Origin of the sequence: Leptospira weilii (genome assembly GCF_006874765.1) — a bacterium.
Taxonomy (GTDB): domain Bacteria; phylum Spirochaetota; class Leptospiria; order Leptospirales; family Leptospiraceae; genus Leptospira; species Leptospira weilii.
Genome location: NZ_CP040840.1, coordinates 2,802,501 through 2,826,500 on the forward strand (window position 1 = coordinate 2,802,501; position 24,000 = coordinate 2,826,500).

22 protein-coding genes and 2 pseudogenes (1 of these 24 cut by a window edge) are annotated in these 24,000 nt (G+C 38.1%); 1 reads left to right on the forward strand and 23 read right to left on the reverse strand.

Annotation, left to right across the window (positions count from 1 at the left end; genetic code table 11):
- From dnaB to FHG67_RS13570, 6 genes are all read right to left on the reverse strand, one after another.
- Positions 1-350 carry the beginning of a replicative DNA helicase gene (gene dnaB, locus FHG67_RS13545; RefSeq protein ID WP_002625708.1) on the reverse strand. 979 nt of this gene lie to the left of the window's left edge, so 350 of the gene's 1,329 nt are visible here — the first part of the coding sequence; its start codon is at positions 348-350; its stop codon lies beyond the left edge, outside the window.
- A gap of 21 nt (positions 351-371) precedes the next feature.
- Positions 372-821: a 50S ribosomal protein L9 gene (gene rplI / locus FHG67_RS13550; RefSeq protein ID WP_004498192.1), complete on the reverse strand. Its 450-nt coding sequence runs from the start codon at positions 819-821 to the stop codon at positions 372-374.
- A 1-nt stretch (position 822) separates the two neighbouring features.
- Positions 823-1,134 (reverse strand): 30S ribosomal protein S18, encoded by a 312-nt coding sequence (rpsR, locus tag FHG67_RS13555; protein ID WP_002625754.1) that lies wholly within the window; start codon positions 1,132-1,134, stop codon positions 823-825.
- A 12-nt stretch (positions 1,135-1,146) separates the two neighbouring features.
- Positions 1,147-1,602: a single-stranded DNA-binding protein gene (locus FHG67_RS13560; RefSeq protein WP_016758770.1), complete on the reverse strand. Its 456-nt coding sequence runs from the start codon at positions 1,600-1,602 to the stop codon at positions 1,147-1,149.
- The gene (rpsF, locus tag FHG67_RS13565; protein WP_002625730.1) at positions 1,595-1,870 is read right to left on the reverse strand and encodes a 30S ribosomal protein S6; all 276 of its coding nucleotides are present in this window, start codon (positions 1,868-1,870) and stop codon (positions 1,595-1,597) included. Before rpsF ends, FHG67_RS13560 begins: the two co-directional genes overlap by 8 nt.
- 64 nt (positions 1,871-1,934) lie before the next feature.
- Entirely contained in the window at positions 1,935-3,476 is a 1,542-nt protein-coding gene (locus FHG67_RS13570) for a CapA family protein (protein WP_004499964.1), read from the reverse strand.
- An 860-nt stretch (positions 3,477-4,336) separates the two neighbouring features.
- On the opposite strand from FHG67_RS13570, the pseudogene FHG67_RS13580 reads away from it, so the two are divergent.
- Positions 4,337-5,133 (forward strand): annotated as a pseudogene (locus tag FHG67_RS13580) (IS5 family transposase).
- A gap of 337 nt (positions 5,134-5,470) precedes the next feature.
- On the opposite strand, the gene FHG67_RS13585 reads toward FHG67_RS13580, so the two are convergent.
- The 17 genes and pseudogenes from FHG67_RS13585 to FHG67_RS13680 all read right to left on the reverse strand — a co-directional run bounded on the left by FHG67_RS13585 (position 5,471) and on the right by FHG67_RS13680 (position 23,796).
- Complete coding sequence (locus FHG67_RS13585; RefSeq protein ID WP_002625720.1) at positions 5,471-5,905, reverse strand: TA system VapC family ribonuclease toxin; 435 nt, start codon at positions 5,903-5,905, stop codon at positions 5,471-5,473.
- Between the two features lies 1 nt (position 5,906).
- Complete coding sequence (locus tag FHG67_RS13590) at positions 5,907-6,161, reverse strand: hypothetical protein (protein WP_002625712.1); 255 nt, start codon at positions 6,159-6,161, stop codon at positions 5,907-5,909.
- Between the two features lie 195 nt (positions 6,162-6,356).
- On the reverse strand, positions 6,357-7,751 hold the full coding sequence (locus FHG67_RS13595; RefSeq protein WP_004498142.1) for a DASS family sodium-coupled anion symporter: 1,395 nt from the start codon (positions 7,749-7,751) through the stop codon (positions 6,357-6,359).
- A 39-nt stretch (positions 7,752-7,790) separates the two neighbouring features.
- Positions 7,791-8,639, reverse strand: a complete 849-nt coding sequence (locus FHG67_RS13600; RefSeq protein ID WP_061231258.1) for a glycosyltransferase — start codon at positions 8,637-8,639, stop codon at positions 7,791-7,793.
- Between the two features lie 1,547 nt (positions 8,640-10,186).
- Positions 10,187-11,095 (reverse strand): glycosyltransferase family 2 protein, encoded by a 909-nt coding sequence (locus FHG67_RS13620; RefSeq protein WP_002620398.1) that lies wholly within the window; start codon positions 11,093-11,095, stop codon positions 10,187-10,189.
- Between the two features lie 5 nt (positions 11,096-11,100).
- A complete protein-coding gene (locus FHG67_RS13625) occupies positions 11,101-12,069 on the reverse strand; it encodes a glycosyltransferase family 2 protein (RefSeq protein WP_004498202.1) in 969 nt (322 codons plus the stop codon).
- A 349-nt stretch (positions 12,070-12,418) separates the two neighbouring features.
- The gene (rfbA, locus tag FHG67_RS13630; protein WP_002620407.1) at positions 12,419-13,303 is read right to left on the reverse strand and encodes a glucose-1-phosphate thymidylyltransferase RfbA; all 885 of its coding nucleotides are present in this window, start codon (positions 13,301-13,303) and stop codon (positions 12,419-12,421) included.
- Positions 13,304-14,353: a dTDP-glucose 4,6-dehydratase gene (rfbB, locus tag FHG67_RS13635; RefSeq protein WP_004502011.1), complete on the reverse strand. Its 1,050-nt coding sequence runs from the start codon at positions 14,351-14,353 to the stop codon at positions 13,304-13,306.
- Complete coding sequence (gene rfbD, locus FHG67_RS13640; protein ID WP_004498158.1) at positions 14,350-15,270, reverse strand: dTDP-4-dehydrorhamnose reductase; 921 nt, start codon at positions 15,268-15,270, stop codon at positions 14,350-14,352. Before rfbD ends, rfbB begins: the two co-directional genes overlap by 4 nt.
- A 3-nt stretch (positions 15,271-15,273) precedes the next feature.
- Positions 15,274-15,834, reverse strand: coding sequence for a dTDP-4-dehydrorhamnose 3,5-epimerase (gene rfbC / locus FHG67_RS13645; protein WP_002620400.1), 561 nt, complete (start codon positions 15,832-15,834; stop codon positions 15,274-15,276).
- 295 nt (positions 15,835-16,129) lie between these two features.
- Positions 16,130-17,890, reverse strand: a complete 1,761-nt coding sequence (locus FHG67_RS13650) for a glycosyltransferase family 2 protein (RefSeq protein ID WP_004499139.1) — start codon at positions 17,888-17,890, stop codon at positions 16,130-16,132.
- A gap of 123 nt (positions 17,891-18,013) precedes the next feature.
- Positions 18,014-18,091: pseudogene (locus tag FHG67_RS22890) on the reverse strand (IS5 family transposase); the annotation flags it as partial.
- A gap of 101 nt (positions 18,092-18,192) precedes the next feature.
- The gene (locus FHG67_RS13660; protein WP_004498184.1) at positions 18,193-19,032 is read right to left on the reverse strand and encodes a glycosyltransferase; all 840 of its coding nucleotides are present in this window, start codon (positions 19,030-19,032) and stop codon (positions 18,193-18,195) included.
- A gap of 441 nt (positions 19,033-19,473) precedes the next feature.
- Positions 19,474-20,271, reverse strand: a complete 798-nt coding sequence (locus tag FHG67_RS13665; protein WP_004499134.1) for a glycosyltransferase family 2 protein — start codon at positions 20,269-20,271, stop codon at positions 19,474-19,476.
- Between the two features lie 318 nt (positions 20,272-20,589).
- Positions 20,590-21,681, reverse strand: coding sequence for a DegT/DnrJ/EryC1/StrS family aminotransferase (locus tag FHG67_RS13670; protein WP_004499131.1), 1,092 nt, complete (start codon positions 21,679-21,681; stop codon positions 20,590-20,592).
- Positions 21,682-21,683: 2 nt separating this feature from the next.
- Positions 21,684-22,109, reverse strand: coding sequence for a sugar 3,4-ketoisomerase (locus FHG67_RS13675; protein ID WP_002556255.1), 426 nt, complete (start codon positions 22,107-22,109; stop codon positions 21,684-21,686).
- A 655-nt stretch (positions 22,110-22,764) separates the two neighbouring features.
- A complete protein-coding gene (locus FHG67_RS13680; RefSeq protein ID WP_142499820.1) occupies positions 22,765-23,796 on the reverse strand; it encodes a glycosyl transferase in 1,032 nt (343 codons plus the stop codon).
- Positions 23,797-24,000: the final 204 nt, after the last annotated feature.

Genomic DNA, 24,000 nt, shown 5'->3' on the forward strand with positions numbered 1-24,000 from the left:
AGAATTTTGGCGTATGTTCTCCGTTCGGAAAAACGTTTGATCCGAGCGGCATAATACGCAAGTGGCTGGGTGACTACCGTATCGCGGTAGAGAGAATAGATATAATTAAATTCCTTTTCTTCGTCTTTGAGAAGGGAATTTTCTTTCAGGAAGTTCAGAACGGAAACCGGATCGATGGTGATCCGCTTGTCGACAAGATCACCAATCGCCCGATAAACCCTTCTGTGAAGATCCACATAAAAGTCTTCGGGAGCGACTGGAATATCGATCAGGTTGTCCGTCCCTTTGAGAAGCAGAAATCCTAAAAAGGCCCTTTCGGATTCCGGTTCGTATAAGGAGTCGGACTGCATGGTCCCCTTAATAAAGAAAAATCACTCTTCTTCTTTTTTAACGTGAAGTGTAACTACAGGCTGAATTCCTTCCGCAAGACGAATCTTGATTTTGTAGGAACCCAGATTGCGGATCGGCTCGGCGATTTCGATCTTTCTTTTATCCAACTCAAAGCCGTTTTTCTTCAAGATAGAAGCCACGTCGATCGGAGTCACCGCCCCGAATAACTTCTCGCCCCCTCCGGTTTTTACAAGAATATCATATTCTTTCCCGTTCAGGCTTGTCGCCAAGGCTTCCATAGCTTTTTTACGTTTTTCTTTTTTTAATTCGCCCAATTTCTTTTGATGAAAAGCGGCTTTGGTATTTCCTTCGTTGGCACGGACCGCAAGTCGTTTGGGAAAAAGAAAGTTTCTCGCGTAACCGTCGGCCACTTCCCTTAGATCTCCAGCGTCTCCTAGATTGATGACGTCTTTTTGTAGAATCACTCTCATGTCAGTTCACCTTATAAGGAAGAAGCCCGATGCTTCTCGCTTTGCGAATTTCGCGAGCGAGAACTCTCTGATAGCGAGCGCTGGTTCCAGTGATTCTTCTAGGAATGATCTTTCCACGATTTGTGATAAATCTTTCCAAAAGTTCGATGTTCTTATAATTGATTTGTTTTGCAAGTTCCGGATCGGCCGTAAAACGACAGACTTTCTTCTTGTATTTATTTTGTTTTCTTTGCGGCTTACCTTCCATTTCCGTGGAAGTATCGGCTTGTTCCATCTTTTCGGAACGTTCTTCTTTGATTTCATTCTCGCTCATAAATGTACCTCATTAAAACGGTATATCGTCGTCCCCATCCGGCGCGGGAGGGTTGTAGTATTCCGGAGAGGACGGATACGAATTTCCTCCGGATGTTGAAGATCCGCCGGAAGAAGATCCGCTCATCGAATTAGAATCGTCTTTGGAGCCTAAAAGTTGAAAATTCTCCACGACGATCCGAATTCGAGACGCTTTTTTACCTTCCGGTGTTTCCCATGTGTCCTGCTTTAATCTTCCTTCAATGGCAATCTGTTTTCCCTTTTTGCAATATTGTTGAATGATATCGGCCGGTTTTCCCCAGACCTCACAATCGAAAAAATGAGACTCCTCTCTTTTTTCTCCGTTAGACACATAGGTCCTACCATTGGCCAGGGAAAAATTTACAAGAGAAGTACCATTGATCGATTTGAACTCCGGGTCCCGCGTTAAGCGACCGACCAGAGTCACTCTATTGATATCATTAGCCATTGAGGCGAACGACCATGGAACGAAGAACGTTCTGGTTGATTAAAAATTCCTTTTCCACTTTTTCAATGGCACTCGGCTCGGCGCTGCATTTGTAATGATGGAAAATTCCCTGTTCTTCGTGTTTGATCGGATGCCAGAGTTTTCTTTGGCCCCAATCTTCGTCGGCGGTAACGCTCACGGAAAATTTCTTCAAAGTATCCTGAATTTCGGACTTTGCAATTTCCCGAGAGCTCACACGTGTAATAGTGGTGAGTTCGTAATTTCTCAAAAGTTTCTCCTATGGTTATAAGCCCGCCTACGGTTTGCGACGAGCAGAAGAACCGATAATTAGCCTATTTTTTGCGCCGAAAGACCGGGGTCAAGGGAGAATTTGTCGGAAGATCTAGAAACGCTCGGTCTCCCTCGATTCGGAATCGAGTACCGAATTCCGCGGAAAGAACCGCAATTTCATGTAAGAACTCCTGTGCTTCCTGACCTATTACCGGTCGGATCCTATGATCTTCTTTTTGAAATTTTCCGAAAATCGGAACGAGCTCCACCCGCTCCAAACGGTTACGACGGATATGGAAAATTGCAACTAAGTTGTGATTGAGATAAGAATTTCTGCTTCCGAAAATCAAATTTCCCAAAGAATAGAGAATCACCCCACCTTTGTAAATCTCGACACCCTGAGGAATGTGAGGATGATGACCGATCACGATCTTTACGCCAGAGTCAATCAAAGTCCTTGCGATTTTTCTCTGGTCGGAGGTCGGAAAGGGAGAATATTCAATCCCCCAATGCAAGGAAACAATCCGGATCGGAGAAGAATGATTTTTAAAACGGGAAGGATGTTTTTCAAAAAACGCCGCCTGTAAAGAGGGAAGCAGAAAAGGAGCCACACCCGACCTCGTGGGAGTCGCATAGTGAGACGGTTCGGCGATCGCGGTCACGGAATGAATGCGTAGGTCCGAACCTTTCAAACTTAAATTTAGAGGATTCAGAACCTGCGGAAGCTTTTTTCCCGCACCCACGTTAAGAATATTATTTTTATTTAATATACTAAGAGTCTCATCCATTCCTCTTTGACCGTGATCGAAGGAATGATTATTTCCGAGAAAAACCATATCGACTCCCAAAAATTTAAGAGAATCCAAATCCTTCTCATGAGCGGTAAAAATATAAGCTTTTTCAGATTCTTCCGTTTTGGAGGCGACGACCGGAGTTTCCAGGTTGACCATTCTAAAGTCGACTTCGTTAAAAAGGGATTTTAGACCTTTTACGGGCGCAATCTCTCCGTGTTTTTGAATCGTATCCCGGATCCCCCAATTGAACATAACGTCTCCTCCCGCGAGGACTTTGAGCAATTCCGGATCGTGATTATGCTCTGGATGTAAAACGGAATCGATTTTATCTTGAAAAACCGCAAGAGCAGACGGGGAATTTGTCTCGGAATTTTGGGAGGAAGAATCCTTTAAAATTTCGGGAGAACAAGAAATAAATAAAAAGAAAAGTATTAAACTCCGTCCTAATAAAGAAAACTTAGGAGTCTCTCTCATTGCCGCAACTCGGATCGTAGAATGCGAAACGAGAACATGCTGAATAATATTTGGAAATTTCCGACAATTTATAGAACGCTGTAGAGCGTCCTTGCATTTGAAAATCCAGGCTTTCCAAAAAATTAAAAAAGCTGAGAAAAAAATTCCTAACGTAAGTTCTGACAGGAAACAGTAAAGTTTTCCATTTGATGCCCAAAAAAGACGAACCAAACTCTTCGAAAAATAAAACCGATTTCGGCTTTTTCGATTTCGAACCCTTAATGCTGAATTTTTAAAAATTTCAAGAATCTGAAAAAGAGAAAAAAACACTGAGGATAAACTATCAATTTCATTCAAGATTGGAAAGATTTTTTTTAGAATCGAAATCGAATGCGAGACACTTTTGAATCCGCCCTTTCAAATCAAATAAATTCAATCGTATATTCGTAGATCGCTTCCATCAAGAATTTATGACTTCTTTTCCGTAAAATTTTTCTTTTACAAAAGTTTAGACCAATCTTCAAAAAAAAAATCTAAATTTTTTCAGGTAATTTATCCTCATATCGAAATCTCTAAAATGAGATTTTATCTTTAAATGAAAGAACGTATTTTAAAAACTCGATTTGACTACTCGGACGTATGAAAATGGTACCAAAAATTAAAGTACAGTTTTTGCAAAGATATAGAAGCGCTCACAAATTGCGCCGAATCCAGAATTGTTGTTTTTTTGAAAAAGATCTAACATTCTAAATTTTGAAACAAACTGATTACAGTATTCTTTTCATGCGTCCGAGTAATACGCCAATAAAAAACAGAACCGCTTGTTTAGACAAAATAATTCGAAATCAATTTCCTAATTCATAAAACAAAACGTTTCTTTTCGTTCTAACATCTCCAAAACCACTTTCCAAGTTTTTTATCTCTTCACATCATAAATTCAAACAAGAACCACGTAACGTTCTCTTCCCCGAGCCAAGGATTCGAAAAACTTTTTCCTATCTGAGCTTTGATTCAGAATTTTTTCAGATTTCTACCGAGAGAATTTTCGATCCCTAAGATTGTTTTCGCGAAGTTCTAAGATCAAAAAACGATAAATTTAGAAGCAGATTTTTATTCAAACTTAACGAAATCTAAGGCCCCAATCGATGATTCTTTTTTAACTAAGAACCGGTCTCAAAACTCCTTGTACTTTGAGAGTGTAATACTATAATTGTGAAATGGACAAATATTATTCAGAGATTCCCGAGGGACTTTGGAAACAAATAGCCCCTTTGATCCCAAAAGAGAAGTCAAAGCCGAAAGGTGGTCGCAATCGCGTTCCAACAAGAGTCGTAATGGCAGGTATCATCTATCGAATGAAAACAGGCTGTCAGTGGCGTGCAATTCCGAATGACTTTGGATCGGGTCAAACTTGTCACAGAAGATTTCAAGAATGGGAACGAGCGGGAGTATTCAAAAAGATTTATAAATCTATTTTAAAATATTATGATGTGAAGAATAAGATAGCTTGGGATTGGGCTTCGATGGATTCCACAATGGTCAAGGCTCCCAAAGGGGGAGTTTAACCGGGAAAAATCCTACAGACCGTGCCAAATTGGGAGTTAAACGGCATATTCTTACGGATGGAAACGGAATTCCATTGGCAATTACATTGAGTGGAGCGAACGTTCATGATAAACGCAATGTAAAAGATACATTGAATTCCATCTTGGTTTTTTCCGGAAGAAAAAGAAAAAAACCAAAACACCTTTGTTTAGATAAAGGTTATGACTTCAAAGATATAGAAGCATTGATCAAAAGAAGAAACATTCGACCTCATATTCGGAAAAAAGGTGAAAAACCTCTTATTGGTAAATACAAAGGAAAACCGAGGCGTTGGGTCGTTGAAAGAACAAACAGCTGGCACAATCGATTCAGAGCCATTTTGATTCGTTGGGATAGAAAAGCGGAAAATTATCTGGCTTCGCTTTATCTCGCAAGCTCCATCATTGCTTTTAACTTTTTTAATAGATAGTTTTGAGACCGGCTCTAAGGAATGATTACCCTTACAGGAATTGAACAACGAAAAACCGTTACTGATCTCTACATAATAGAGTGTCTAAAATTCTGCGTCTAAACCCGCGGGATTTGTGCTCAAATTAACGGTACTCTATTTTATAGGAATCAGTAGAAAGCGCATAAAAATACGCAAGGAGACGCAATCTGTGGGAACTACCGCGCTCTTCGCACAACTTACTGCAAAGATTATAACCGATTTATTTTAAGATTTTGAAATAGGTTTCAAACTTTCCATCCTCTTCAAAATAAAAGGAAGAAATTAGTCAAAAAGTTCTTTCATAAAGATTAGAAAGTTACGTTGGAATCAACTCCAAATGTTCTTTTCCCCGGTTGATCGCATCGTAAGGAATTTTAGAATCGAAGGTGGCGAATTTTACCTTATGGTTGGCGCTCAAAGCCAAAAGATAAATATCCGTAAGTTGCTTGGAACTCACGAAAACGATGTTGAGATAAAACAAAGGAGAATCGATCGAAACATTATCCGGAATAAATCGATGACCTTTTACTTTTAAGAGAGAATGTAAAATCGCCGAAGCGACTTCGACCCCTCCCGGACTTCCCGGATAGGAGGAATGACTCATAATTCGAACCAAAGCGTTTTGAGTGATCGGACAAGTGGCCCAACCGTTCTTCGCCTTTCGATCGAACCATTTCCAAGCCTTTTCATGAAAGGTATGATTGGAGTCGCTCAACGCGATCAAAACGTTTACACCCAAAAGATATTCCATTCTAATTTTCTTCCTCCATGATTGAATCGATGATTTCGTTGGTTACTTTTATTCCTTTCTTTTTGGAAAGCACGGGCCATCCGAAACTGTTGGTTGTAAGCTTAGACGCAACCTTTTCTCTTTTGACCGCCTCTTCCACTTTTAGATTGTGTTCCAAAGCCTCAATAAACAAGGCTCTCATGGAGATTCCCCTTTCTGCGGCCTTTATCTTCGCTTTCTTATACAATAGATCCGGTATTTCCAACGTAGTTTTCATTACACCTTTATTGTCCCATAAATATGGGATTTTTCAAGCAAATTTTAAAGTCTCATAGATCCTTTTTCAGATCTGACTTTTAAAAAACTTTAACTTAAAAAAATCGATTATAAGATAGAATCCGCAATCGATTTTGAAAAACTTTACCAAGGGGAGGAGCTTAGGGAGTGTGTAACAAATTAAAGAAATATAAAATTATAAAAATGCAAAATAGGCAGATAAAACAACAATCAAACCGAAAATTCCGACCGGCAAACCTGCACGAATCATATCCTTAATTTCAAATCCCCCGACCGAATATGCGATCGCATTGGGAGGAGTGCTTACAGGAAGAGACATGGCCAGGGAAGCAGTAAGAGCAATCCCCAAACATATTTCCAAAAGATACGCGTTTGATCCGGGAAAAAGTGCCGCAGAAAGGGGAAACGCAAACGGAACCAGAAGATTTGTCGCGGCGGTGTTCGACATAAAAGTGCTCAACAAAAGAGTCAGAACACAAAGAAAAAACAATACATTTACCGCATATTCCGGTTTTGTAATGGGCTTTAGGATTCCCGAAAACCAAGGGCCCATTCCACTCTGCTGAAAACCTACTCCGATACCGATTCCACCCGCAATCAGAATTAAAACGGACCAATCCAAAGAGTTTATATCTTTCTCGTTCAAAATTCCGAATGTAGGAAATAGAATCAAAGGAAGAAGTGCGACAACTCCCGCTGAAACTCCGTGTAAATTTTCGGTAAACCAAAGGACGACTGTTCCCAAAAAAATTATCGAAGTAACTCTGAACGAAAAGGACTTCGCTCCCCCTTCCGGTTCTTGAAACTCCACTACTAAGTCCAAGGAATCCTTCTGCGGAAATAACTTCAAAAGAAGGAACCAAGCGAATAAAATTAAAACGACTACGAGAGGAACCGCAAAAAGCATCCAAGTTCCAAAGGGGATAATAATACCTTGTTGTCTAAGGATTCCCATCGCGATAATATTCGGAGGGGATCCGATCGGAGTCCCCACTCCTCCTATGTTCGCCGCAAATGGAATTCCCAGGATCAATGCTTTTCGAAACGGTTCCTTTTCCGGTAAAATCTGTAGCAAAGGAAAAGAAAGAGCGATCATCATAGAAGTGGTCGCCGTATTGCTCATCCACATTGATATAAATCCGGTTGTGAACATAAAACCGAGAAGCACCTGATGACTCTTCACCCCAAATTTACGAATGATTCGGTTGGCAAAAAAACGATCCAAACCCGTCTTTACGCAAGCTTTTGCTAATACGAAACCGCCCAAGAATAGTATAATCGAAGAATCCGCCAAAGAAGAAAGAAAGATTGCAATGGACGGATTTTTATTTTGAGAAAATGCAAAACCCGGAATGCCGATGGGATTTGCAAAAAAGATAATTTCCAAAAAGATAACGAGAATCGAAGTGGCGTATCCGGGAATCGGCTCGGCCACCCAAAAAACAGCGGCCAAAACGAAAATACAGATCATAATGGCTACGCTTAAAGGAAATTCAAAACGGACCTGAACAAAAAATAAAATTCCGACTAAGAGCAAAGTTCCAATAATCAAAATTAAGTTCCGCTTCATTTGGATATTTAAAAGACAAAAATAGAATTTTATAATGTTCTAAATAAACTTCCAGCCGAATTTCATAAAAAATCGGCACGCGGAAACAATAAAAAGTCTAATGTGCAAAAAGCCTTTCTTGGAAGAGTTTCCGCCCTTGTGAAAAATTTGAACCTTCGGAAAGTAATCCTTACGGCTCAAACGCATCGAAAGATCAAAATCCTCGAAATACAAAAAAAATCTTTCGTCAAATCCGCCGATTCTCCGTAAAGATTCGGTCCTTGCAAAGATAAAACAACCGCTTATAAGAGGTACAAATTTCTGCACTCGTTCCCAATCCTTCTCCTTAAGATCATATCGATCCAAATATTTACGAAACAATTTTCTAAAAATACTTGGAGCAAAGGATCTCAGAAATAAAACGAAAACGGTAGGATAAGATTTTATTAAAAACTGCATCTTACGTTCCCCATTCTGATCGTTCTCCCAATCCCAAACGGATGGAACCACAGCATCGCATTCCGGATGCTCGCTCAGATAACGAACGCATAACGCCAATGTTTCCGGAATCATCTTAATATCCGGATTGAGAACCAAATGAAATTTTGTATCCGATTTTAAAATGGAACGATTGTTCGCCACTCCATAACCCGGATTTTCGGGGAAATGAACGTATCGAAATTCGACTCGATTCCTCAACAAAGGTTCCTTCGCAAAGCCGTCCAAAATCGCTTTTACTTCCTCGCCCCATAGGGGAGAATTATCCAATACGTCGATTTTATATCGAATCGTTTTTGAAGTATGGGAGATTTGATATGTAACTGAGTTTAGAAGGGAAGAAAACGATTCTTTAAAAATAGATAAATTCGGTTTATATAATACGATAGAAACGGTAATTCCAAAATCCAAAATTCAATCCTCAAGGAAATTTTATCAGTTTAAAATTCTTCTTTTGCGCCTTTTCCAAAACAAACCTGAAGCAAAAATCAACGCCATATTATAACGAAACAATTGAGAACTTTTAATTTTTTTGAAATTCCTATACAAAATTTCATTCAAAACAATAAGAAACTTTTCAAGCGAACCAACAATAACCTTATACGTCCTTCTTGTATTCGCATGAATAAAAATTAAATCCCTATTTTTTAAATCATTCGCTTTCAATTCAAAGCTTATCAGTTCGTTTTGACTTTCAAAATCTAAGAGCCGAAGAAATTCACACAAATTACGTTTTCAGAGTGAAACTTGAAAAAACTGTAAGGTTCTCGCGCGAAAATTACAAAGGCTTACTCTATGAAAAAATTTTCGCTTCTTAGACATGGCATCAGATCAGAACAAAAATCGTCATAGTCCGATCTGAGCCTTTCTAGCCTATTTCGAATTTCCTAAAAATTTTTCCAAAACGCACATTCGACGCCAGCATCAACAAGATTGAAATCATTTGTATATTAGTATATTCAATTGTTTTAAACAATAATCGCTTAGAACTCGCCCAAAGCACAAAAAAAATGAAAACGATTCCGCAAATTTCTAAAAATACGGGAGTTTCACAGATTAGGTCGCATTGAAAGTTCATACCGCTCCTGTGCGATTTTTTCCCGTCGTTTAAAATTGTAGGAGTTCCCACATTCTAAGAGCCATCACCAACCCCACAAATTAAGAAGGCTTTTGGGATCATAAGGATCAAAAACTGATATTTTTCAAGTGTTCCGACAAGAATGAGGCTTTTTACTTGCAAAAAGTATGATTTTCTGATAGAGAAAAATCCCCCGAACCTTTCCACCTCCAAACTCAGCGCCTCGCTCTTCAGCAGAGCTCGTCATCCCACCCAAAAATAAGGGAAACTCAGGCACAACGCTTCCTAAGGGGCGCGTTGAAGGAACGAAGTTTCAGAGAGGATTTGTCGTAATTCCGACAGATTTATCTTCGGGATCCAAATACTTGTGGGTAAGATTATGTCTAAGAGCGTGTCGCAAAACCATTCGATCTTATCGGAATCCCTGCGGATCGCTGCAATTGTTCCTACGTTTTGGGAAAGACTCTAAGGTTTTGAAAAATGCGAAAGCGATTGTGGCGGAAATTCCGAAGGAATTGAAGCATTATGTTGTGACCGTAGGCAGCAACATTGAGTTAAAGCGCGGTCGCGCGAGCCATTTTATCTATGAAACTCGCGAGCTGCGACGACAACCTGCAGAACGACCCTTAGGAAAGCTCTGCGCCTGAGTTCAGGGAGTCGTTGCACTTTAGTTTCTTATTCGCCCAAACTTTCTTACGACCCTGCTCACGTTACTTATCTTTACATAATAGAGTGTACAAAATTCTGCATCTAAACGCGGGATTTATACTCAAATTAACGGTATTCTATTTTATAGAGCTGAGTAATGTACGAATTTTCAAGCCAGTGATTTATAATTCAAAAGCCAATCAAAAAACGATAAGTCGGATTTATCATCGACCTAATTTTGGGAGATTCTACCGATAAGATGTTTATAAAAAGACGATTGCTTTTTCGTAATCCCATCACAGATTCCCCATAGAATATGACGATACGTCTGATATTTCGAATTTGAAAAAATTGGTAGAATCAAAAAACGAAAGATCGCTTTAAAAACCACCTCTAATTTAAACCGAAATGGAATATGAGACATTCTACATATATACATTCCGTTTCTATATAGAAAATACCACCGAAAAGGAGAATGAATCGCTACTTTAAAAAGTCCCAAAATGCTTCTGGAATCGTTTCCTATGGAATGGTTCATTCTCGCTTTGGAAACGATTTTATGAACGTATCCTTTATAATTCGCCCGAAAGCACCACTCGTAATCCAAATAGTCTATAAAGAATTCATGATAGATCAAACCCACGTCTTTAAAGACATCCAAGGAATAAAAACTTCCCGAAGTGATTAGAAACTCCGCGTTCAGAATTTCGGGTTCGTTCTCCCGAATTCCGTAAATATTACGATTTTTGATTGTATCAAAAACATTAGGGCCGAAAGACGCGACTTTCTCGTTCCGGGACTTTTGTATCCCATATTCCTTGACTTTTTGCAGAAAAGTTCGAATCGCCGACGTTTCCAAAAAGCTATCCTGATCAAACAACCAAACATGTGTATATCGATTCGTTTGTGCGTATTCGATTCCTCGATTTAAAGCGAACCCTAAACCTAGATTGGATTCGTTTTCTATAAGTACGTTTTGTTTTCCAATTTTGGAACGAATTGAAGATACGTTTTCGGATCGGTTATCTACGACTAAAACCGGAACGGAATTCGAATTTAAGTTTTGGATATTTTTACGGGTAAAATTAAAATCGGGATTGAAAGTGACTATAACGGCTAACGGAGAAAATTTTTCTAACATACATTTTATTTTTTACGAAAAGGAGCAAACCACTTACGGTTCATCCACCTTAAAGTTTCGTTAAACCGACCGTCGTTCATTTTACGTATTTCCGACCTTTTACGAATCAATCCGGGGATCATTCGTAAAAAGCCGAACGGCACTCCCAATATTTTCGGACTGGTAAAGAAGGCATGAAAACAAATACTCACTCCGAAAAAAAGTATATGGTGAAATATATAACGTAGAGCATAAGACAAAGGCATATTCTTCCAATAAACGACTAACGCGTTTCTTAAACCGTAATAGAGGGAAAACGCACTTTTCTCTTCCGTGGACCCAAATCCGTGATGATAGACTTTGATATTCGGACTAAAAAGAACCCGTTCTCCTATTAGTCTCGCGCGAAAACTTAAGTCAATATCTTCCATGTAACAAAAAAAATCAGCATCGAACCCGCCCAATCTTTCATAAACTTCCGTCCGAACGGCCATCGCGCCTCCGCATGCGGAAAAAATCTCCGCTTCTCTCAAATACTCTTCGGAGAGAACTCGATTATATCCCCTTCTCCATGCGGCCCCCGAGACGTGATAGATATCACCCGCCCCGTCGATTAGTTCCCTCCGATTTTCCTTGAGCATCAAAAAAGAAACGATGGAATATTCTCTTCCTTTGGACTCAAGCGTTCTTTCGCATTCCAAAAAGAAATCGTCACTCAAACGAGAATCCGGATTGATAAATAAAGTCCAATCCGATTTCGGTGCGGCCTTGATCGCTTCGTTATTTCCCCCCGCAAAACCCAAATTTTTGGAACTAAAATGGACCAATCTTCTATCTTTTTTGGAAAGCCGTTTGAGTTGTTCCTGCGTATCGTCCTTGGAATCGTTGTCCCAAATCACCCAGGTCCAATTGGGAGGCAATTTCATGGAATCGTTTAATGCGGAAACGTATTTTCCGGAATCGTATGTAACTGTTATAATATTATAATATTGCATTCAAAAACTTAAATCAATTCTGCAAAAATTAGCATCTGCGCATACAGAGTTATTGAAAAATCAAATCTTGTATCACTTCTTTTATATTCAAACGAATCACTGGAACCGTTTTGTTAATCGGAGAGGCAAAATTATCAATAATCCTGATAAAAATGAAAACCTTTAGAAAAACGATCTGAGAATTCGCCCAAAAATCCGAAAGAGAAAGCGGATAAATCATTCGACAAATTCGTAATAAAACTTCTCACGGATTTTCGGAGTTTGTAGATTTTATTATATAGAGATTCGTAACGATCAATATGTCGGTATCAAACTCAAAGACGAATAACTTCGCGGAGTTTTTACAAACTCAGTAGATCTTTTCGCGAAGCACTTTCGTAAGATATTCCCCATAACCCGTTTTTTTGAGAGGGGATATCAGCCGTTCGAGTTGCGATCCGTCAATAAAGCCTTTCCTAAAAGCAATTTCCTCCGGACAGGCGACTTTAAGACCCTGTCTTTTTTCGATCGTCTCTATAAACACTGATGCCTCTAAAAGAGATTCGTGAGTTCCCGTATCCAACCAAGCGTATCCGCGCCCCATCACTTGAACGCTCAATGTTCCTCGTTCCAAATAGACTTTGTTTACATCGGTAATTTCCAATTCTCCCCTTGCGGAAGGTTTGATGGACTTGGCGATATTTACCACGTCCTCGTCATAAAAATACAATCCTGTGACCGCGTAATTGGACTTCGGTTTAACAGGTTTTTCTTCGATCGAAATCGCACGCCTCGCCGAATCAAATTCCACCACTCCATATCTTTCCGGATCTTGGACTGGGTATGCAAATACAGTCGAACCGCTCGTCGTTTTTGAAGCGTTTTCCAAAAGAGCGAAAAGATCATGGCCGAAGTAAATATTATCTCCGAGAATCAAAACGGAAGGATTTTCTTTGACGAAATTCTCTCCGATCCAATATGCTTGCGCCAATCCTCCCGGTTCGGGCTGAACCGCATATTCGATGGAAATTCCCCATTGTTTTCCGTCTCCTAAAAGTTCTCGATACATTGGAGTTGCCTGAGGCGTGGAAATCAAGAGTATCTCTCGAATGCCCGCCAACATAAGCGTTGTTAGTGGATAATAAATCATCGGCTTATCGTAAACCGGTAAAAGTTGTTTGGAAACGACGTATGTGACCGGATAAAGCCTTGTTCCGGAACCGCCTGCGAGTATGATTCCTTTTCTTGATTTCATCTAACGTTTCTCGTACTGATTTTCATAATATTCTTTATATTGACCGGAAAGAATTTCCTTCCACCAAGACTCGTTGTCTAAATACCACCGGACCGTTTCTCTAAGGGCCGATTCAAATCCGAACTTAGGCTTCCATCCTAACTCTTTTTCGATTTTGGAAGGATCGATAGCGTAACGAAAATCGTGCCCAGGTCTATCCTTGACATATTGGATCAATCTATAATGAGGAACTCCGGAGGGATGCAACTCGTCCATGATCGAACAGATGGAGTTCACTATGTCTATGTTTTTTTTCTCATTCCTAGTTCCTATGTTATAAGTCTCTCCCGGCAATCCTTGGAACAAGGCAAGACGTAACGCTTCGCAATGATCTTTAACGTATAACCAATCTCTAATATTCTTTCCGTCTCCGTAAACGGGAAGAGGTTTCCCTTGTAGACAATTCAAAATTATCAAAGGAATCAATTTCTCCGGAAAATGATAGGGACCATAGTTATTAGAACAATTTGTAGTCACGACCGGCATATGATACGTATGAAAGTAAGATCTTACGATATGATCCGAACCAGCTTTAGAGGCCGAATAAGGTGAGTTAGGCGCATAAGGGGTTTCTTCGGTAAAGTATCCAATATCTCCTAAAGTCCCGAACACTTCGTCCGTCGATACGTGAAGAAATTTTTTTCCTTCATAAGATTCCTTCCATTGTAACCGAGCGGCATCCAAAAGATAAAAAGTGCCCAGCACATTCGTTTTGATAAACTCTTCCGGACCCAAAATGGAACGGTCCACATGACTTTCCGCTGCAAAGTGTGCAACGTAATCAAATCTATGCTCTTGAAAGATCGAAAATACCTCTTCCTTGTTTGCGATGTCTGCCTTTACAAAAATAAATCGAGAATCCTTTCTCCAAGATTCCAAACTTTTGAGATTTCCCGCATAAGTCAGTTTATCTAAGACAACTACCTGATATTCTTTGGTATCGTTTAAAATGAGATTCACAAAATTAGAACCTATGAAACCGGCTCCGCCTGTGACTAAAATTTTTTTCATACTTTTTTTCCGGAAATCTCGGCGAGTTCTTTCAGACAGAGAGTTAAATCCTCTTTCCAATGCGGAACAGTACCGAAAATTTTTCGAGTTTCATCCAAATCTAAAATTGAGTATCTAGGTCTCGGAGCGGGCGTAGGATAACTTTCCGTAGGAATCGGGAAAATCGGTTTTAAATTTTCTATCAATGAAAAAGAATGTGAGACATCTCGAATTGCAACCGCAAAATCGTACCAACTCGCGATTCCGGAATTGGAAAAATGCAAAACCTTCGGATACTCACTTCCCTTTAGAATTCCATAAATTAAGAATATTATAAAATCAGAAAGCCTTCCTGCCCACGTAGGTCTTCCCAACTGATCCTCGATCACTTTTAATTCAGTGCGATTTGGATCTTGCAAAAGTTTCAGAATCGTTTTCGGAAAATTATTTCCGTGCGAGGAATACACCCAACTGGTACGGACAATATTGGCTTGCTTAGAATTTGCAAATGTATTTCGGACCCATCCTTCCCCTTCCGCTTTCGATAATCCGTAAATCCCTTTCGGCGAAAGAGTCGAATCCGGTTTCCAAAAGCGAATCGTATCTCGAACCGTTTCTGAATTTGCATCGAAGACAAAGTCCGTGGATATATAAATCAAATGAATCTTTTTTTTCAGACATTCTTCGGAAATTCTTTTTACCGATAAGGAATTGATTTTGTAAGCTTTTTCCGAATCCGATTCCGCCTTATCCACAGCGGTATAAGCTCCGCAATGGATTAAAATCCGCGGAGAATCCTTCAAAATTCGTTCGACCGAACTAAGATCCGTTAGATCCCATTCCTCCCTTCCGAATCCGATCGATTCCAAACCTTCGGTTTTGAATCTTTTGGACAATTCCCAGCCCAATTGACCGTTTTTTCCTGTATAATAAATCATATTCTAATATACGAATGGACTTTTGAAATCAACGAAAAAGGGAGTTCCCTGATCTCTGGGAGATACGGTAAATTCAGAATCAGGTAACCATGTTTTCCAAGGAATGCCTAACGCAGGATCATCCCAACGAATTCCCACCTCGTTTTGTGGGCTATATTCCTTCGTCACCTTATATAAAAAATCGGTCTTGTCTTCCAAGGTTAAAAATCCATGAGCAAACCCGGGAGGAACCCAAAAGATATTTTTATTTTCCTCGGATAATTCCACGGAAAGCCATTTTCTGTAACTTGGAGAACCTACTCGAACGTCCACTACCACATCGACGACTTTGCCTCTTACGACACGCACTAACTTACCCTGTTCGTAAGGAGGAACTTGCAGATGCATTCCTCTCAATACTCCACGAGAAGATCTAGAATGGTTATCTTGAGAGAAGTGAGTCGGTATATTCTCACTTTCGAATAACGATGTCTTAAAAGTCTCAAAGAAAAAACCTCGTTCATCTCCGAAAACCTTGGGTTCAATTAAAACGGGACCTTCTATGGGAAATCTTTTGAATTGCATATAAATTAACTTGTTTCAGACAATAGAATCGTTTCAAAAACTATGGCAAAAACACTTCGTCTTCGAATAAAAATATTTTGAGACTATGGTAAATTATTTTTGAGATAGTTATAGTTTCACAAAACCTTTCAATCTACATCTCAGGATTACCACAAAATCCTAATTGCTTGAGATCGCGATCAAAATTTTCATCTTTCTCATTCGCAGAAAATATGAATTTATTCCCGACGATTTTTTGGGAATTCTAAACGTTGGGCAGAAAGTAAGTTTTAAATCGATCTTTTATATTCGCTTCTCAGTTTAGGCCCCATTTTCTTCTGCAAATTCTATATTGCAAACTATGAAAAAAATTTCTAGGATACATATCAGTTCCTAATAAGTCACTATGAGGGGAATAAAATCTGTCGGCTTTCAACGAGCCTCCCCATTTTCTGATTAGTAGTTTTTGATCCGATCTGCCAATTTTATATTCGGGATCATACTCTCGAAAAGACCTCTTAAGTGTATAAGAAGATATAAAACTTGAGAAAGGATTACTTACGATTCTAAGGTTTTTTTCAAGGAGCCTTAGAGAAAAATCCACGTCCCAATAATCTCTTTGGAAAGATTCGTCAAGACCGTTTAATAAGTCCCAATTCTTTCGAGACACCAGAAACACGTTACGAGAAATTGCGGAAACGTTCTTCTCGATAAATTCTCCGGACCAAATTTTAGCTTCCGCCGTCGTAATTCCGTTACCCGCAACGCCAATAAATCCTTTTTTCCCGAGAAGCAAAGAAGAATAAATGAGTTCGTTCCTCCGATTGAAAATAATCGGACAAACTGCGCCTATTCCCGAAGATTGCGCATGCTGTAGCAACTCATACAACCAATCCTCGTTCTTCGGTTTAAAGCAAGGATTCCAAAATAAAATATAAGAACCTTGTGCATCGGAAACAATTGAATTGATATTTTTAGCGGAAAAATCCGAGTCGGAAAACTCAAGTATTTTAAATCGAACTCGATCTTGAAATTCTTTCAAAACAGATTGGGGGATTTCGAATTTCGTTCGATTTTTTCCGACGCTTAGAAAAATTTCTAAGTGAAAATCAGAAGGGGTCAATCCAATCATTTCATAAATATCTTGAAAACCATTGCCCAGTATAGCTTCTATATCGAGAACAACAATCGAGATCAGTTTGACCAACCTTAGCCTACGGATTGGATGATAGGTAAATGGATAATATCCTGGAACGATTTTTTCCACTTTTTCCTTTTTTTCTTTATAATATTCTAATATGGCTTTTTTAGAACTTTCTTCACAGATTTCTGCTTTTTTTCTTGAAAAACTTTCTCTGTGAAGACGCCATACGTATAAAAAATATGGGAGTCTTCTAATCCGATTTGTATGTCTACACGCACGAAGCGCAAATTCATGATCCTGGCTTCCGTCGTAACCTTCCCGAATTCCGCCCATTCGATAAATTAAGTTTTTTGAAACCACCACGAAATGGCAGATATAGTTATAGGATATTAATCTTTCAGGCGAGAACTCCGATTTTGTAGATAAGGAAAATACTCCGGAAATCTTTGACTGAAAAATTTCGTCAGAATAAAGGAACTCAGGTCGTCCATCATCGTTTTGTAATGAATCTACAACCGTCATCAGAGCGTCTTTCATAAGTTTATCGTCGTGGTCTAAAAAAGCGATGTAATCTCCGACGGAGTATTCCAAAGCCATACTCGTGGCGACACTGATCCCGCCATTTTTTTCGACTCGAAAATAACGAATTCTAGAATTTGTCCTACCTTTCTCTTTTAAAAAATTACCGGGTTCAGACTTCGGAGAAGCGTCATCAAGAAGAATTAATTCCCAATTTTCGTAAGTTTGCATCTCAACGGAGCGAACCATTTTCTTTAGATACTTTCTTTTTGTATTATAAATGGGTACAAGTATGCTAATCAAAGGTCGATAAGAGTATTCTGATTTATGAATATTTTTATTCTTAGAATAAAGGAAAAAATAATATTGATACTGCCTTAGCAAATAGAAGATTTTCCGTACCCAGGCCTTCATGCAAATCTCATCGACGATGCTATAGATCGCCTAAAAATACCTTTAGCCAAAAAAAGACACTCATTGAACATCAACATTTAATATTTTTTAAGCGAGTAAAGAGTCGATGCTAACCTAACAACATCCCGATCTAAAGTCATTCGGAATTGCACGCCACTGACAACCCGTTTTCATTCGATAAATGATACCAGCCATTACGACTCCCTTTTTCCAAAGCTACGAAAATTCGATTTCAAAACCCTCTTCTAGACTTTACCGAGATCTTTCTATCATTTACAGTTAATCTTACATTTTATTTTGAATTAAATATTTAAGAATTTTCTTTTTAATAGGGAAAAATATTTTAGAAAGGTTATCAGCATCTTTATAAACGAATAAACAAATGGATTTTTAGTCAAAATTGAAAATTCCTCTTCTAGTCGCTTCGCCTCTAAATGCCTCTTAAATAAAAGGTGAATATTCTCCAAATATAATTCTTTATGATTTTCATATAGCTGCATATATAACGAAAGGAAACGGTCGAGAGATCTTTGCGAACGGGATGCATGCCCAATCCTATAATAAAATAAAACTCTCGGGATTCTATAAATCCTCCCTCCTTTTTCAATCAGCGAAAGCCAAAAATCATAATCTTCCCATTCGTTTTTCATATTTTCATTAAATCCGCCGACGTCCTTCCAATCCGACTTTCTAAATACTGCGGATACGAATATACAATTGTCCAAAAGTATATCCGGAAAACGATATTCGGGAAGATTCCATTTTCCTTTTATAGATCCGAAAAACTCCGCTTCGCAATACACAATTCCTAAAGACGGTTTTTTTTCGTAAGCAGACATCGCCTCCAAGAGATAATCTTCGTGGATCATATCGTCCGAATCCAAAGGAAGTATGAACTCTCCTCTAGCTGCGGCAATCCCCACATTTCTGGCCACGGCCGGACCCGATCGATCAATCTTAATTACGGTATATATTTTTTTGAGCTTTTCAAGTTCTTCGATTGTATATTCGTCGTCAGAACCGTCGTCCACGACAATTATTTCCCAATTCTTATAATTTTGCTCGATAACACTTTTGATAGTTTGGTAGATATATCTTCCATAATTATAACAGGGAATCACGATAGAAACTAGAGGATTCATTTAGTATAAAATCATATTCTTTTAATATTTTTTTTAAGGGTCGTCAAAGGAATTCAACTTATAGATCTTTTACTTTAGACTTGTTCAAAAACAAATCCTGTAAAAAATAAGATTCAAACAAGCCTAAATCTATTCACCGCAATAAATCAGAAAATGTCTAATTTCAATCGGGAAGTTATCTGAAAAACATGTTTCAACACAAATATAGCAGTATCCTCGAAAACAATTCTAAGAAAAAATTCTGATTCTTCAGACGTAGAACTCAACCTTATCAATTGAATTTTAAGAATGCCACGGGAATATATTTAGAGATGCGCTAAAACTTTAAAATTGCGGAAACTCAGACAGTTGCTTAACGATTTTAAAATTATAAAACGTAGCCTGTAAAAATTGCTACATCTCACTATCGACGACTTAGAAATCATGGTTGCAATTCCCTTTTCAAACTTTTAAACGAGTTCCTGATAAAATAAGGACTTTTCTTAGAAAAAATCTTCCCAACGAAAATAAAAATCGGATTACCTCCGGAAGATCTCTATATAAAAATAAAGTTATACGATCAAAATAAAGCGACTGTGCGCTCTTTCTTTCCTGAAGAAGAAAACTCTGATTTTGCGGTGCAGAACTTAACCCTTGCAAATTGAATTGTGAGAATACTACTGGAATATATTTTGTTGAAACACCTGCTGAAAAAACCTTCAGCCAAAATTCGTAATCTGCAGCAATTCTAAAATTAAGATCATACAACCCGTATCGCTCAAACAACTTTCTTTTTATTAAGCACGCTGGATGCCAAATTGTATCGAGTAGAAGATGACTTAACGTCATCACAGGAGGCTGCCTACCCAAACGTAGATTCCCTTCCTTGGACTCAATAAGCATATCTCCATAAATCAAATCGGAACTCAGCTCGAATGAAAGTATCTCAGAAAGTGTATTCTCATTTGCAAGAGCATCGCCCGAATTTAAAAAAAGAATATATTCTCCTTTAGAATTTAAGATTCCCTTATTTTGACCATCGTAGATACCAAAATCCGGCTCACTGAGCCAAAATGAAAATAGATCGTTATACCTTTGAATTACACTCAAACTCCCATCTTTAGAAGCCGCATCTATTATAATATATTCAATCTGGTTCAAACATATCTGATTACTCACGGATAAAACGGTTTTTTCTAAACCGACATGGTCATTATAGTTAATAGTGACAATCGAAATCTTAGGTTTCTTTTCAATCATTTATAGAAATTCACCACAAAACATCTTTTGAAGTCATTTCATAGGATAGAGCTGTTGAAAAATTAATTTCTCTATCCATTTCTGCTTCATTGAAATGAACGTTTGAAGCGGTCTTGTTAATCTGAATCATGGAATTTTCAACAACTCTAATATTCAAAGCCCGGTCGTTTTTCGCTTTTATGATAATCTTAGATAGGAATTAAACACAATACCTTATCAAAAACAGATCATTTGCCTTTTTCGTTTTTAAAAAGCATTAATCTCTAAAATCACTTTTTATTTTGTAACGCGACATCCCAGGCTCCATCCAAAGCTTTCTCAAAATCCATTCATAATTTCCACAACTTTACAAATATCATCTTCGGTATGAAAAGTTGAAATCGGAAGACTTAACGTGGTGCGATGAATTTCCTCCGAAATCGCAAACTCGCCGTCTGCGTATGGAAGTACGCCCCTCATTGCAACTTGTTTATGAGGAGGAATCGGATAATGAATTTCGGTCTTTACTCCGTTTTTCAATAGATACTCTCGTAACTCATCACGTCTTGTATGGCGAATATTAAAGATATGGTATACGTCGTAGATTTTTTCGTCGACTATCGGTTTTATAAAATCGTCTTTTAGATTTTCCAGATAAATTTTGGCTAAACTTCTTTTATGTTCGTTCATTACATCCAAATGTTTCAACTTGATATTTAAGATTATAGCTTGCAATTCATCTAAACGAGAATTATATCCGAGCAAATCATTCTTGTATTTGATCGAAGAACCATAATTTCTCAGCTTCCTAATTTTCTCGTAATATAATTCGTTATCCGTCACGACGGCACCCGCATCTCCGATAGCTCCCAAATTTTTAGTGGGATAAAAGCTGAATCCGTTAATTTCTCCAAACGTTCCCGTCTTCTTTCCCTTATATAAAGCGCCATGAGATTGTGCACAATCTTCTACTAAAAATAGATTATTTTTTTTCTTAATCCTCAAAATAGAATCCATCTCGCAAGGCTTACCATACAAATGTACAATCAGAATCCCTTTCGTTTTGGAATTAATTTTTTCCTCTATTCTCTTGGAATCGATATTATAGGTCCCAATATCCGGCTCAACTAAGATAGGTTTCAGACCTGCATGCAAAATTGCTAAAATAGAAGCTATATAAGTGTTCGAAGGAACTATAATCTCGGAGTCTTTTTCTACGCTTAACGCTTTCAAGGCGAGTATAAGCGCATCCAGACCATTTCCTACTCCAATACAATATCGGTTTTCATTGTATTGGGCGAATTGATTCTCAAAGTTAGAAACTTCTTTTCCTAATATATACCACCCACTTTCTATGGTTTCAGAAAGTTTAATTTTATATTCTTCAAAAAAGCGCTCATTGACTAAGCGCAAATTTTCATATTCGATCATATCTAACTTTTCCCGGCCAATCGGATAAAATCCGAATAATTTCTTATATAATCGTCTTCTCTATAATAATCCGAAGCGACAACAAGAAGGATACAACCGGAAGAAAAATTTTCCATAGTGTGCCAAAGCATCTTTCCCAAAAGAACTCCAACGTTATCCTTATTCATTAAGATCGCCTGCTTTGCCTTTCCATCGTCTAATTTCAACGTAAAGCTTCCGCTGACACAAAAGATCACTTGTTCAATCTCTTTATGAGCGTGCTGGCCTCTTACACTCACTGAATTTTCCAAATTATTAATATAATAAATTCGTTTTATTTCAAAAGGTACATCTTTCGCGCCCTCCAAAATGATCAAATTCCCGTCCCTATCGTCTCTGACTTTTTTTAGATATATGTAACCCGAATTCTTAACTATAATTTCATCCATAATCTCAATAGCACATTTCTTAAATTATATAAAACTAAAATGAACGTTTTAATCCGTATTACCGATCTCTATATAATAGAGTTTCCAAAATTTCGCTTCTAAACCGGGATTTGTATTTAAACTGACGGTATTTCTTTATGTAGAGTAGAATATGAATTTAACAAAAAAATCGTTCGAAAATCTACCAACCTATCCGGCAAAAATTAATCCACGAAAATCGTTACGGACTTGTTATTTAACGTGAGTTCGATGTAAGAAAATTTGGGCGAATAAGAAACTCAATGCAACGACTCCCTATGAGTCGTCGTCGCAGCTCGCGAGTTTCATAGATAAAATGGCTCGCGACCGCTCTTAAACTCAATGTTGCTGTCTACGGTCGCAACATAATGCTCCAATTCCTGCGGAATTTCCGCTACAATCGCTTTCGCATTTTTGTTACACCGAACTCACGTTATTTACGGTTGTCATTCGATTTGGACGGCGTATTACTGATCCCTATATAATAGAGTGTCCAAAATTCTGCGTCTAAACACGGATTTGTGCTCAAATTAACGGTATTCTATTTTATAGGGATGAGTAGAAACTACTCAAAAGACCATCATCCGCTCAATCGATGGCACCTATGAAAACCGTTTCATTTATCGAAAGATTCAGATCAATTCTTTAAAACGTTGGGATAAATTTTTAAAAGAAAACTCCATCCAATTTTTAGAATCCTTTTTAAAACCACAAAACCGTAAAGCAAAACGTTCCAAAAAACTTTCTTTAAAAAGGAATACGAATAAAAATTCCTTTTTTCCATCATGACACACATTTCCCAAATATTCAAACTTCTTAATTTCAGATTAAAACGGGAAACCACATCGCTCAATTGTTTCACGTAAACATCATAAATAACCTTTAACACCTTGTAATTCAATCTGTAATCGGAAATCCCGGTCCCGTAGATATCCCCTTCGTAAAATTTAAACATATGAAAATGATAAAATATGAGAGGGCTTTCGTTGATCAAAATTTCTTCGTCTTTCAATCGAATCTTGTATCTTTCCGCGTTCCAAAGTGCAACACCAGCTTGTTCATTTTTTAATACACATATGTTTTTATAAGTTTGCGGCCATACGTCCAAATATTTTTGATCTCCCAGTCGACCATCTTCCAATCGATTATAACACCATTCCAAACACTGTTCTCTCCAACGACCGAGACATTTCATTCCTATCTCGTCTCGTTTAAAATATACCATTTGTACATTGTAAATTCCGTTGGCTTCGAGATGTTTTAGACGATTCGGAAAACGATGAGGTATGATCATCACGGATTGTTTTCCGATTTCATCATAAACCGGTTCCACATTGGAAAAAAAATATATGTCCGAATCCAAATAAGTAATGTGATCTATGTTCGGATTTTTAGCCAACACATAAGAAGGTAAAACCGGCGAAAGAGTCCAACAATACTCCTGCCAAGTTCGATTCCATTTTGCCGTCAAAACGTCTTCGGACTCGATATCGCGTAACGAAAGTATTGTGACATGATCAAATGAATTCTCCTTAAAAAAAGTATAAGTTTTATCATCCATTGCAAGCACCCAAAGATGAAAGTCTCCGAAATGACGCATAACTGATTCATATAAAGACAATCCCAAAGGTAGGTAATTAAAATCGAAAAGTGTGCAAAGATACTTCATTGTCAGTTTTTTAAACTATATAAGATAAATATAAATTCAGCAAAATCTACTTCTAAAAATTATCTCAAAAAGATTTTTAATTCTGTATATTAAAGTTGTTGAAAAATTAATTTCTCTATCCATTTCTGCTTCATTGAAATGGACGTTTGAAGCGGTTTTGTTAATCTGAATCATAGAATTTTTTAACAACTCTATTGAGTTACC

Coding starts and splice junctions, on each gene's coding strand:
- rplI (WP_004498192.1), bottom strand. CDS start 821: ATGAGAGTGATTCTACAAAAAGACGTCATCAATCTAGGAGACGCTGGA.
- rpsR (WP_002625754.1), bottom strand. CDS start 1,134: ATGAGCGAGAATGAAATCAAAGAAGAACGTTCCGAAAAGATGGAACAA.
- FHG67_RS13560 (WP_016758770.1), bottom strand. CDS start 1,602: ATGGCTAATGATATCAATAGAGTGACTCTGGTCGGTCGCTTAACGCGG.
- FHG67_RS13585 (WP_002625720.1), bottom strand. CDS start 5,905: ATGGAATATCTTTTGGGTGTAAACGTTTTGATCGCGTTGAGCGACTCC.
- FHG67_RS13590 (WP_002625712.1), bottom strand. CDS start 6,161: ATGAAAACTACGTTGGAAATACCGGATCTATTGTATAAGAAAGCGAAG.
- FHG67_RS13595 (WP_004498142.1), bottom strand. CDS start 7,751: ATGAAGCGGAACTTAATTTTGATTATTGGAACTTTGCTCTTAGTCGGA.
- FHG67_RS13620 (WP_002620398.1), bottom strand. CDS start 11,095: ATGTTAGAAAAATTTTCTCCGTTAGCCGTTATAGTCACTTTCAATCCC.
- FHG67_RS13625 (WP_004498202.1), bottom strand. CDS start 12,069: ATGCAATATTATAATATTATAACAGTTACATACGATTCCGGAAAATAC.
- rfbA (WP_002620407.1), bottom strand. CDS start 13,303: ATGAAATCAAGAAAAGGAATCATACTCGCAGGCGGTTCCGGAACAAGG.
- rfbB (WP_004502011.1), bottom strand. CDS start 14,353: ATGAAAAAAATTTTAGTCACAGGCGGAGCCGGTTTCATAGGTTCTAAT.
- rfbD (WP_004498158.1), bottom strand. CDS start 15,270: ATGATTTATTATACAGGAAAAAACGGTCAATTGGGCTGGGAATTGTCC.
- rfbC (WP_002620400.1), bottom strand. CDS start 15,834: ATGCAATTCAAAAGATTTCCCATAGAAGGTCCCGTTTTAATTGAACCC.
- FHG67_RS13650 (WP_004499139.1), bottom strand. CDS start 17,890: ATGAAGGCCTGGGTACGGAAAATCTTCTATTTGCTAAGGCAGTATCAA.
- FHG67_RS13660 (WP_004498184.1), bottom strand. CDS start 19,032: ATGAATCCTCTAGTTTCTATCGTGATTCCCTGTTATAATTATGGAAGA.
- FHG67_RS13665 (WP_004499134.1), bottom strand. CDS start 20,271: ATGATTGAAAAGAAACCTAAGATTTCGATTGTCACTATTAACTATAAT.
- FHG67_RS13670 (WP_004499131.1), bottom strand. CDS start 21,681: ATGATCGAATATGAAAATTTGCGCTTAGTCAATGAGCGCTTTTTTGAA.
- FHG67_RS13675 (WP_002556255.1), bottom strand. CDS start 22,109: ATGGATGAAATTATAGTTAAGAATTCGGGTTACATATATCTAAAAAAA.
- FHG67_RS13680 (WP_142499820.1), bottom strand. CDS start 23,796: ATGAAGTATCTTTGCACACTTTTCGATTTTAATTACCTACCTTTGGGA.